Origin of the sequence: Streptomyces atriruber, assembly GCF_001418325.1 — a bacterium.
Taxonomy (GTDB): domain Bacteria; phylum Actinomycetota; class Actinomycetes; order Streptomycetales; family Streptomycetaceae; genus Streptomyces; species Streptomyces atriruber.
In genome coordinates this window covers 1-8,779 of the sequence record NZ_LIPN01000512.1, presented here as the reverse complement: position 1 = coordinate 8,779, position 8,779 = coordinate 1, and the positions used below count along the sequence as shown (strand labels likewise).

Below are 8,779 nucleotides of genomic sequence, written 5' to 3'. Positions count from 1 at the left end.
TGCCGTCGAGCACCCCGGCCGGCGCCTGCGCCGCCGAGTCGTCGGGCCAGAGCGCCCGCTGCATGGCCGTGTCCGTGGTGCCGGGCGCCACGACGTTGCAGCGCACGCCGCTGCGCGCGATCTCCAGGCCGAGGCACTTGGTGAAGGCGGCGGCCGCCGCCTTGGACGCGGCGTACGCGGCCATGCCGGTGCGCGGGATCCCGGCGGCGTTGGAGCCGACCGTGACGATGCAGCCGGAGCCGCGGGCCGTCATGTGGGAGGCGGCGGCGCGGGAGGTGTGGAAGACGCCGGTGGCGTTCACGGCGAAGGTGTCGGCCCAGTCGGCGTCGGTCAGTTCGGCGACCGCGGAGCCGCGGAGGATGCCCGCGACGTTCACGAGGAGGTCGAGGGCGCCGTGGTCGCGCACGATGTCCGCGACGACCGACGTCACCGCGGTGACGTCGGTGACGTCCATGACGCGGGGAGTGACCGTGCCGGAGAGTCCTCTCGACGCGGCCGACAGTTCGTCGACGCCGTGCGCGTCGCGGTCCGTGGCGACGACGTGTGCGCCACGGGCGGCCAGCGCGGTGACCACCGCGGCGCCGATGCCCTGGCCCGCGCCGGTCACCAGAGCCGTACGCCCGGCGAACTCGCCTTCGGCGTGCGACTCGTTCGGTATGTCCACAGGCATGGTGTGAGCGACCTCCCCCAAATCGTTAGGTAAGGCTAACCTAACGTACGAGCTCTGGGGAGAGGTTCAGGGGGGTCTTTGGGCCTGTCTCGTCCGGCGCTCGGTGTGCTACCTTCCGAGAGGTACGTGAGTACGCCCCCTTCTCGGGCGCCCGTACTGCCCCTTCCTCTCCCGGTCCGCCGGGATATCTCAGGTCGCCTTCTGGATGCGGCCCACTTCGTTTTCGTACTGCTCCCGCACCGCGGAGCGGTTCTCCTGCCCGTCGTACGGGACGTGGTCATCGCCGTCCCGCCGGGCCCTCTTCTTCGCGTGTCGCGAAAGGACCCACATCATGACTGCCACAACCATCGAAAAGCCTTCATCCACTTCGGCCGCAACCTCGGCTGGTACTTCAATTGACCACTCCTGCACGGGAGTTCTCGACATCGGCCGGGAAGGCCGCGGGTTCCTCCGCGGAGCCTCCTGCCTCCCCGGGAGCGGCGACGTGCAGGTGCCCGCGGCGCTCGTCCGCCAACTCGGGCTCCGCGCGGGCGACTTCGTCGAAGGCGTCTGCGGGCGGCCCCGCGTGCTCGCCGGGGTCGAGCGGGTCAACGGGCGCGCCGCCGACACCCTGCGCGGACGGCGGCGGTTCCAGGACCTCACGCCCCTGCACCCCCGTGAACGGCTCCGCCTGGAGACCGAGGGCGGGCCCCTCGCCGGGCGGCTCGTCGACCTCGTCGCACCCGTCGGCAAGGGCCAGCGCGGCCTGATCGTCGCCCCGCCCAGGACCGGAAAGACCGTGCTGCTCCAGCAGATCGCCGCCGCGGTCTCCCGCAACCACCCCGAGTGCCACCTCATGGTCGTCCTCCTCGACGAGCGGCCCGAGGAGGTCACCGACATGCGGCGATCGGTCCGCGGCGAGGTGCTCTCCTCGACCTTCGACCGGCCCGCCAAGGAGCACATCGCCCTCGCCGAACTCGCCGTGGAGCGCGCCAAGCGCATGGTCGAGGAGGGGTGGGACGTCGTCATGCTCTTCGACTCGCTGACGCGGCTGTGCCGTGCGTACAACAACGCGGCCTCCGGCAGCGGCCGCACCCTCAGCGGCGGTGTCGACGCGGCCGCCGTGCAAGGGCCGAAGCAGCTCTTCGGGGCCGCGCGCCTCGCCGAGGAGGGCGGCTCCCTGACGATGCTCGCGACCGTGCTCGTGGAGACCGGATCGCGCGCCGACGACTACTACTTCGAGGAGCTGAAGAGCACCGGGAACATGGAGCTGCGGCTCGACCGCGGCCTCTCCGACCGGCGCGTCTTCCCCGCCGTCGACATCACGCCCTCCGGCACCCGGCGGGAGGAACTCCTCGTGCCCGAGGTCGAGCTGAGCGCAGTGCGCGGGCTGCGGCGCGCCCTGAGCGGCCGGGACGGGCAGAGCGCGCTGGAGGCGCTCCTCGACCGGATCCGCAGGACGCCGAGCAACGCCGCGTTCCTCCGGCAGGTGCTGCAGACCGTGCCGGGGGCGCGCCCCCGCGGCGACGGCGCCACGGCCGCCGCTACGGCCGCGTGACGTGCACGCGGTAGTCGCCGTCGTCGGTCACTCCCGCCACCGTGACCCGCACGCCCGTCTTGCGGTCGGTGAAGGTCTCGCCGACGCCGTAGGTCGCGTCGGAGAGCTCCGCGTGGACGTTGGGGCGGCGGGTGCAGCCACCGCTGTCGGGTGCCGCGTCGGAGACCGTGACCGGGCCGTGGCCGGTGTCGACCTCCGCGTCCACGCGGTAGATCAGGACGCCCGGCTTGCAGACCGCCTCGTCGTTGCCGCCGGGGGTGCGGACCTCGATCGCGTAACCCGTCTTCTCGGTGAGCGGGGCGAACGCCAGCTTCGTGCCGCCGGAAGCGGCGAGCGGGGACAGTACGTGCTCGGTCGTGCCGGAGCTCGCGGCGCAGCTGATCTGGTCGTCGTCGAGCCAGCCCAGCTTCCACTTGTGCCAGGCCAGCAGGTCGTTGTTGGCGCCCCAGTCCTCGCTCATGATGTCCCAGTGGCCGACCGCGCCGCCGCCGTCCTGCGTGTACAGGTCGGGCAGGCCGAAGACGTGGCCGTTCTCGTGCGGCAGGACGCGGTAGCCGGTCTCCCGGTAGCTGCCCGAGCCGTCGTCCTGGCGGCTGTAGACGAAGGACGCGTTGGAGACCGGGACGCCGTCCGCGACCGGCGCCTCGTGGTTGCCCGCGAACGTCACCGACAGGACGGTGTCGAGGGCCGAGGGGCCCGCGTTCGGGGTGATCAGGATGTTCACGAGGTCGTACGTCCGGAAGTCCACGTCGGGGTCGGCGGCCGCCACGATGTCCTCGACGAGCGTGCGGTAGCCGGGGTCGAAGGGCGCGCCGCGCTCTATCCCGTACTCCGCGAACGGCTTGGGCATCCGCAGCCAGCCCGGCACGGGGGACTCGGGGCGGTAGTCGAGGCGCCCGTACGAACTGGTGCGGAACCACTCCGAGGTCTGCGGGAAGAACTCCGAGAGGCGGTCCATCGCGCTGCCCTGACCGGGCGCGTCGGAGAAGTCGACCATGAGGTTCAGGGCCCGGACGGTGCCGGTGGAGCGCGAGTAGCCGGGCGGTGTGGGCATGCCCTCCGACATCTGGACGCCCATCGCGCCGCTGATCATGCAGGGGCCGAGGGTGGTGCTGCGGGCCAGGGACACCGGGCCCGCCATGCTCTGCGAGCCCTCCATCAGGCGTCCGGTGCTCGCCGACGTGGTGATCGCGAGGGCGAGCGCGGCGACGGACCCGAGCGCTATGCCCCGGCGGGCGGGGCCGATGCCCCTGCGGGCAGGGCGTATCCGGCGCCAGGTCGGCTGCTGCATGCATGGGCCTTCCGCTCCACGGCAGCCGCCGGTCATGGCTGCACCCTGTTCGATCACCCTGTGCCGGGGGGTGCGCGGGCGCTCGCTGGGCGCGGCCGACCGTGGGTTTCTCGCCCGAAGTGGGTGTGACTCAGGTCACAGGGATTAAGTCCGGGAGCGGGAAATATCCGGGGACTCCTTCCCCGTTTAGACCTGTGTCCGCGTGAAACGGGGAGTCACTCCCCGCATCGCGGGTTCCGAAGACGTACACCACAGACAGACGCACGCCACAGACATCGGCACCGGTATCGACATCGATGCCGCCGCCGACACCGACACACATCGACACACACCGACACACGAGGAGCAGCCGTGGACACCGCCACCGCCCCGCAGCGCCGAGTCCCGCGACCGCGGGCCGACGCCCTGCGCAACCGGGAGCGGATCGTCGCCGCCGCACGCGAGATGTTCGTGGAGTACGGACCGGACGTACCCCTCGACGAGGTCGCGCGCCGGGCCGGCGTCGGCAACGCCACGGTCTACCGTCACTTCGCCGACCGCGCCGAGCTGGTGCGCCAGGTCGTCCTCTCGGTGACGGACCGCGTCGCGGCCCACGCCGAGCAGGGCATCGCCACGGCGGACGCCGACGAGGGCGCCGCCTTCGGCGCGCTGCGCACCTTCGTGCACGCCGCGGCCGAGGAGCGCATCGGGGCCATGTGCCCGATGCTGTCGGCCGACTTCGACCCCTTCCACCCCGATCTGCTCGACGCCCGCGAGCGCCTCGAGCACTCCATCGAAGGCCTCATGGAGCGGGCCCGCGAGGCCGGCCAGTTGCGCACCGACATCGCCGTCGGTGACCTGATGGTCGCCCTCTCCCAGCTCACCAGGCCGCTGCCCGGCACGGCCTGCCCGAGCATGGACCGCTTCATCCACCGTCATCTGCAGCTGTTCCTGGACGGCCTGATGGCGCCCGCGCGATCCGAACTTCCGGGGGCGGCGGCGACGCTGCAGGACCTCCGGCAACACTGACCGTTTTTCGCAGTTCTCTTTACTTCGTACCGCTAGGTGGCTACTCCCATGTCTCAAACTGCCCTCAGGTCCGACACAGGGCCCGACGCCAAGCGCTGGAGAGCGCTCGTCTTCATCGCTCTCGCGCAGCTGATGGTCGTGCTCGACGCGACCATCGTGAACATCGCACTGCCCTCCGCACAGCAGGACCTCGGCATATCCGACGGCAACCGCCAGTGGGTCATCACGGCCTACGCGCTCGCCTTCGGCGGCCTGCTGCTCTTCGGCGGCCGCATCGCCGACCTGTGGGGCCGCAAGCGCACCTTCGTGACCGGCCTGATCGGTTTCGCCGGGGCCTCCGCGCTCGGCGGCGCCGCGACCGGCGAGGCCATGATGCTGGGCGCCCGCGCCCTGCAGGGCGTGTTCGGCGCGCTGCTCGCGCCCGCCGCCCTCTCGCTGCTCGCGGTGATGTTCACCGACGCCAAGGAGCGCGCCAAGGCCTTCGGCATCTACGGCGCGATCGCCGGTGGTGGCGGCGCCGTCGGCCTGATCCTCGGCGGTTTCCTCACCGAGTACCTGAACTGGCGCTGGACCTTCTTCGTGAACATCCCGTTCGCGGTGGTCGCCGCCCTGGGCGCGTACTTCGTCATCCGTGAGCCGGTCGGCGGCCGCAACCGCTCACCGCTCGACATCCCCGGCGTGGTCCTGTCCACCCTCGGTCTGGTCGCGCTGGTCTACGGCTTCACGCGTGCCGAGTCCGCGGGCTGGTCGGACTCCGTGACGGTCACGATGTTCGTCGCCTCGGCCGTGCTGCTCGCCGCGTTCGTCCTCACCGAGGCCAAGGTCAAGTCGCCGCTGCTGCCGCTGCGCGTCCTGACCGAGCGCAACCGCGGCGGCGTCTACATGTCGCTCGGCCTCGCGGTCATCGCGATGTTCGGCCTGTTCCTGTTCCTCACGTACTACCTGCAGATCGTGCAGGGCTACTCGCCGGTCAAGACCGGCTTCGCGTTCCTGCCGATGATGGTCGGCATGATCACGGGCTCCACGCAGATCGGTGCCCGGCTGATGACCCGTGTCGCGCCGCGGCTGCTGATGGCCCCGGGCTTCCTGCTCGCCGCGGTCGGCATGCTGCTCCTGACGCAGCTGGAGATCGGCAGTTCCTACGCCGGTCTGATCCTGCCCGCGCAGCTGATGCTGGGCCTCGGCATGGGTACGGCGTTCATGCCCGCCATGTCCCTGGCCACGCACGGCGTCGAGGCCCGTGACGCCGGTGTCGCCTCCGCGATGGTCAACACCTCGCAGCAGGTCGGCGGCGCCATCGGCACGGCCCTCCTGAACACCATCGCCGCCTCGGCGACGACCGCGTACCTCACGGACCACGCGGCCGGTGCCACCAACCCGAAGCTCCTCCAGGCGCAGGCCATGGTCGAGGGCTACACCAGCGCCATCTGGTGGGCGGTCGGCATCCTGGTGGTCTCCGCGCTGATCGCGGCGACGCTCGTCACCACCGGCCACCAGGGCGGCACGTCGGCTCCCGCCGACTCGTCGGACGGTGTCGAGGACGAGGTCAAGATCCCGGTGATGGCCCACTGACCCGGGAGAGCGGCCGGCACCCCACCCGGGACTGCGGGCAGCACGCTTAGCGGAGCCAGGGGAGGTCCGCCCCGGCCTCCTTGGGCTGAAGTCCCTCGGCGACGATCGTCATGATCTCGCCGAGGGACTTCTGCTGTTCCGGGGTGAGCCGGTCGAAGAGGGCCTGGCGAACGGCGGTGACATGGCCGGGAGCGGTCCTGCGCAGCACCTCGAACCCCTCGTCGGTCAGGATCGCGAGCTGCCCGCGCTTGTCCGAGGGGCAGTCCTCGCGGCGCACCCAGCCGCTCTTCTCCAGGCGCGCGATCGCGTGCGAGAGACGGGACCGGGTGATCTTCATGGTCTTGGCCAGTTCGGTCATCCGCAGCCGCCGCCGGGGGGCGTCGGACAACTGGACCAATAGGCCGTAATACATGTGGGGCATGCCCGCGTCGCGCTGCAACTGACGGTCGAGGAAGTCGTCGAGAAGAGTGGTCGCCTGGAGGTAGAACCGCCAGACGCGCTGCTCGTCGCCGTCCAGCCAGCGCGGCTCGCCGGCCGGGGGAGGGGTCGCTGCCGTATCCATGCACCCCACTGTACGAGGTTGTTCCTTGAACTTTGAACAAACCACTCGTAAGATGGCCGCGTAAAGCTTGATGTTTCAAGTACCTCGTTCGAGGAATTGGTTCGCGTACTCCGTACAAATGCCTCGTTCGATCACCTGGTCCCGCCCGCCGGAGGTGCGCGATGTCCCGCATGCCCGCCCTGTATCTCAGTCACGGCGCCCCGCCGCTCGCCGATGACCCGGTCTGGCCCGGCGAACTGGCCGCCTGGTCCGCCGGGCTGCCTCGCCCGAAGGCGATCCTCATGGTCTCCGCCCACTGGGAGGAGGCCCCGCTCGCCCTGTCCGCGACCGAGACGCTGCCCCTCGTGTACGACTTCTGGGGCTTCCCCGAGCACTACTACCAGGTGGCGTACGCGGCGCCCGGCGCCCCCGAACTCGCCGCGTCCGTAAGGAAACTGCTGCACGCCCCCGGCACGCCCGTCCAGGACGTGCCGGACCGCGGGCTCGACCACGGGGCGTACGTGCCGCTCGTGGAGATGTACCCGGACGCGGACATCCCCGTGCTCCAGATCTCCCTGCCGACCCTCGACCCGCGCCGCCTCATGGACATCGGCCGCAGGCTGGCGCCGCTGCGCGACGAGGGCGTGCTGGTCGTCGGCAGCGGCTTCTTCACGCACAACCTGGCGGCGCTGCGGCAGGGCGGCATCCCCGCCTGGTCGGCGGAGTTCGACGCCTGGGGCCACGAGGCACTGGAGGCGGGCGACGTGGACGCGCTGCTCGACTTCGGGCACAAGTCTCCGGCCGGACAGCTCGCCCACCCGCGCACCGAGCACTTCGCGCCGCTGTTCGTGACGCTCGGCGCGGCCGACGCGGCCGGGGACCTCGGTGCGCAGCGCAGCGTGATCGACGGGTTCTGGATGGGGCTCGCGAAGCGGTCGGTGCAGTTCGGGTGAGGGCCGCAGGTGGCCTGGGAGGGACGTGGGGGGCCTGTTGAGGGGCGCGGGGGACTGCGCGACCAGCCCCCTGCGGCCCGCGGACGAACCGAACCCGCGAGTGACACGCGCCTAGCCGAGCGGCACGCTCAGCTCGACCGCACGCAACGCCGCCGCGAGGGCCCGCTCGTCGCTGACGTCCAGCGCCGTGTCCGCGAACTTGATCACGTGTTCGTCCCCATGTGCGAGCGCCCGCGCGAAAACCTCTTCGGCATCGAGGTCGCCGACCGGCTCGTACGCCACCGGCTCGTCCGGCGCGTACATGGCGGTGACCGCCGCCGACGCGGTCCACGCGGCCCGCAGGCTCGGCACCCACAGGGCGCGGGGGAGCGCGGGCAGGGCGCGCAGCACGGCGTTGGGCGCGGTCGCCGCGTGCACCAGCATCGTCTCGTCGCCGTGGCCGTGCGTGGCGTACCGGTGGGTGGCCGCCCGCACCAGCTCGGTCAGCCTGCGCCGCGCCTCCTCCGGGGCGTCCACCGAGGCGGCCCACACCGGCAGTGCCTCGACCCTGGCGAGCCGGGCGGGGTAGCCGCCGTCCGCGCGATCGGCGATGGGCGGCACCGCGTCCAGGGCGTCCGCCGCGCCGCGGGCGCCCGGCAGCAGGGACAGGCCCGTGACGGGGTGGTGGCGGGCGGCCCAGTAGCCGAGGCCGTGCGCGAGCTCCGCGAGGCGCGGTTCGGTCGCGCCGCCCTCCCCCAGCGTGCGCACGGCGTGGCCGACCCGGATCACCGGATGCGTGGCGCCGCCGTACAGGCCGGGCAGCAGCCGGGGCCACCACAGGGCGAGCACGTCGCGCCAGGGCTGCTCCCCGATCTCCCGGCGGAAGTACGCGATCCAGTCCGCGGCGCGCCGCGGGTCACCCAGTGCCGAGGGCCAGTTCGCCTCGGTGACCGGCTCCACCGCGGCGGGAAACTCCTCCAGTTTGGGAGCGTAAAGATCGAGCCACCGGTGGACGGCACCGGCCTGCCCGTGTGCGGCGAGCGCCTCGACCGCCATCGGCGCGTGGTTGGTGAGCCGTCCGAGGCGCTCCGGCCCCGAGGCGTGCAACCGCTGCAGGGCTTCGTCGAGCGTGCCTGTGGTGTCGACCGTGGTGTCGCCTGTGGTCTCGTTCATGGAGGGACGGTAGGCGGCTGACCCGTGGGCGGGTAACGGTCTCGGGGCCTAGGTC

The 8,779-nt window shown here is 71.8% G+C and carries 9 protein-coding genes; 4 read left to right on the top strand and 5 right to left on the bottom strand.

The window, feature by feature from the left end:
* Both AOK03_RS37335 and AOK03_RS42955 read right to left on the bottom strand, forming a co-directional pair.
* A partial coding sequence (locus AOK03_RS37335) for an SDR family NAD(P)-dependent oxidoreductase (protein WP_079075213.1) occupies window positions 1-670 on the bottom strand: 670 nt, incomplete at its 3' end.
* 189 nt (window positions 671-859) lie between these two features.
* A complete protein-coding gene (locus tag AOK03_RS42955) occupies window positions 860-1,018 on the bottom strand; it encodes a hypothetical protein (RefSeq protein ID WP_157869184.1) in 159 nt (52 codons plus the stop codon).
* On the opposite strand from AOK03_RS42955, the gene rho reads away from it, so the two are divergent.
* Complete coding sequence (rho, locus tag AOK03_RS37330) at window positions 1,002-2,207, top strand: transcription termination factor Rho (protein WP_079075212.1); 1,206 nt, start codon at window positions 1,002-1,004, stop codon at window positions 2,205-2,207. The two genes, AOK03_RS42955 and rho, sit on opposite strands and share 17 nt — an antisense overlap.
* Here rho and AOK03_RS37325 read toward each other — a convergent pair.
* The gene (locus tag AOK03_RS37325; RefSeq protein WP_079075211.1) at window positions 2,194-3,498 is read right to left on the bottom strand and encodes a M6 family metalloprotease domain-containing protein; all 1,305 of its coding nucleotides are present in this window, start codon (window positions 3,496-3,498) and stop codon (window positions 2,194-2,196) included. The genes rho and AOK03_RS37325 overlap by 14 nt on opposite strands.
* Window positions 3,499-3,849: 351 nt before the next feature.
* Here AOK03_RS37325 and AOK03_RS37320 point away from each other — a divergent pair, with 351 nt between their 5' ends.
* Together AOK03_RS37320 and AOK03_RS37315 are read left to right on the top strand one after the other, a co-directional pair.
* The gene (locus AOK03_RS37320; RefSeq protein WP_055569817.1) at window positions 3,850-4,506 is read left to right on the top strand and encodes a TetR/AcrR family transcriptional regulator; all 657 of its coding nucleotides are present in this window, start codon (window positions 3,850-3,852) and stop codon (window positions 4,504-4,506) included.
* Between the two features lie 48 nt (window positions 4,507-4,554).
* Window positions 4,555-6,078 carry an MFS transporter gene (locus AOK03_RS37315; protein ID WP_055569816.1) on the top strand — a complete coding sequence of 508 codons (1,524 nt, stop codon included), beginning with the start codon at window positions 4,555-4,557 and terminating at the stop codon, window positions 6,076-6,078.
* 46 nt (window positions 6,079-6,124) lie between these two features.
* On the opposite strand, the gene AOK03_RS37310 is transcribed toward AOK03_RS37315, so the two are convergent.
* Window positions 6,125-6,640: a MarR family winged helix-turn-helix transcriptional regulator gene (locus AOK03_RS37310; protein ID WP_055569815.1), complete on the bottom strand. Its 516-nt coding sequence runs from the start codon at window positions 6,638-6,640 to the stop codon at window positions 6,125-6,127.
* 161 nt (window positions 6,641-6,801) lie between these two features.
* On the opposite strand from AOK03_RS37310, the gene AOK03_RS37305 reads away from it, so the two are divergent.
* Window positions 6,802-7,572 (top strand): dioxygenase family protein, encoded by a 771-nt coding sequence (locus tag AOK03_RS37305; RefSeq protein ID WP_055569814.1) that lies wholly within the window; start codon window positions 6,802-6,804, stop codon window positions 7,570-7,572.
* A gap of 111 nt (window positions 7,573-7,683) precedes the next feature.
* Here AOK03_RS37305 and AOK03_RS37300 read toward each other — a convergent pair whose 3' ends face one another.
* A complete protein-coding gene (locus AOK03_RS37300; RefSeq protein ID WP_055569813.1) occupies window positions 7,684-8,724 on the bottom strand; it encodes a questin oxidase family protein in 1,041 nt (346 codons plus the stop codon).
* Between the last annotated feature and the right edge of the window lie 55 nt (window positions 8,725-8,779).

What these genes read in the sequence shown, in the direction of transcription:
- AOK03_RS37325 (WP_079075211.1), bottom strand. Translation starts at nt 3,498, where the DNA reads ATGCAGCAGCCGACCTGGCGCCGGATACGCCCTGCCCGCAGGGGCATC.
- AOK03_RS37300 (WP_055569813.1), bottom strand. Translation starts at nt 8,724, where the DNA reads ATGAACGAGACCACAGGCGACACCACGGTCGACACCACAGGCACGCTC.
- AOK03_RS37315 (WP_055569816.1), top strand. Translation starts at nt 4,555, where the DNA reads ATGTCTCAAACTGCCCTCAGGTCCGACACAGGGCCCGACGCCAAGCGC.
- AOK03_RS37305 (WP_055569814.1), top strand. Translation starts at nt 6,802, where the DNA reads ATGTCCCGCATGCCCGCCCTGTATCTCAGTCACGGCGCCCCGCCGCTC.
- rho (WP_079075212.1), top strand. Translation starts at nt 1,002, where the DNA reads ATGACTGCCACAACCATCGAAAAGCCTTCATCCACTTCGGCCGCAACC.
- AOK03_RS42955 (WP_157869184.1), bottom strand. Translation starts at nt 1,018, where the DNA reads ATGGTTGTGGCAGTCATGATGTGGGTCCTTTCGCGACACGCGAAGAAG.
- AOK03_RS37310 (WP_055569815.1), bottom strand. Translation starts at nt 6,640, where the DNA reads ATGGATACGGCAGCGACCCCTCCCCCGGCCGGCGAGCCGCGCTGGCTG.